The organism is Streptomyces sp. MB09-02B (genome assembly GCF_033794485.1).
Lineage (GTDB): Bacteria > Actinomycetota > Actinomycetes > Streptomycetales > Streptomycetaceae > Streptomyces.
On sequence record NZ_JARGEE010001003.1, the window covers coordinates 1 to 569 of the forward strand.

Annotated in this window: 1 pseudogene; it reads right to left on the reverse strand. The window is 76.4% G+C overall.

The window, feature by feature from the left end:
- Positions 1-32: 32 nt before the first annotated feature.
- Positions 33-569, reverse strand: a pseudogene (locus P1P70_RS45570) (hypothetical protein); the annotation flags it as partial.

Consider the following 569-nt stretch of genomic DNA (forward strand, 5'->3'; position numbering starts at 1 on the left):
GGGGTGTGCGGTGGTCGGGGTGGGCACGGGGCTCAGGCGTGCGGCGCGGGCCGGCCGAGCAGCCGCAGCGCGCACGCCGACAGACAGAGCGCGGCGGCGGCGCTGCACAGGGGCAGCGCCAGGTCGCCCGGTGGCAGGCGTAGCAGGGTGACCGTCCCGGCGCCGCACGCCGCCGCGAGACAGATGGCGGCCGACGGCCAGGCCGCCCCGAATGCCTGCAGCAGCAGCGCGGTCCACAGGACGGCGGCGAGCAGCAGCAGCGGGGTGGGGTCGGCGTCGGTGAGCAGGGCCGCCGGCAGCAGCGGCAGCAGGTAGAGGAGCAGGCAGAGACCGAGGATCCCGGCCGAGCGCAGCAGGAATCCGGCGGGGGTCAGGGCGGCGTGCAGCGCGGCGACGGACAGTCCCCGGTAGCGGTGGAGCAGCCATTCCGCCGGGCCCATGCTCACCGTCAGCACGATCACCGCGTACGGCTCCTGCCGGCCCTCCAGCAGTACCAGCACACCGGCGGCCAGGCCGAAGAGGCCGTACGGCAGGGACCACAGCAGGCGGGGGCGGCGGGCGTCCAGGAC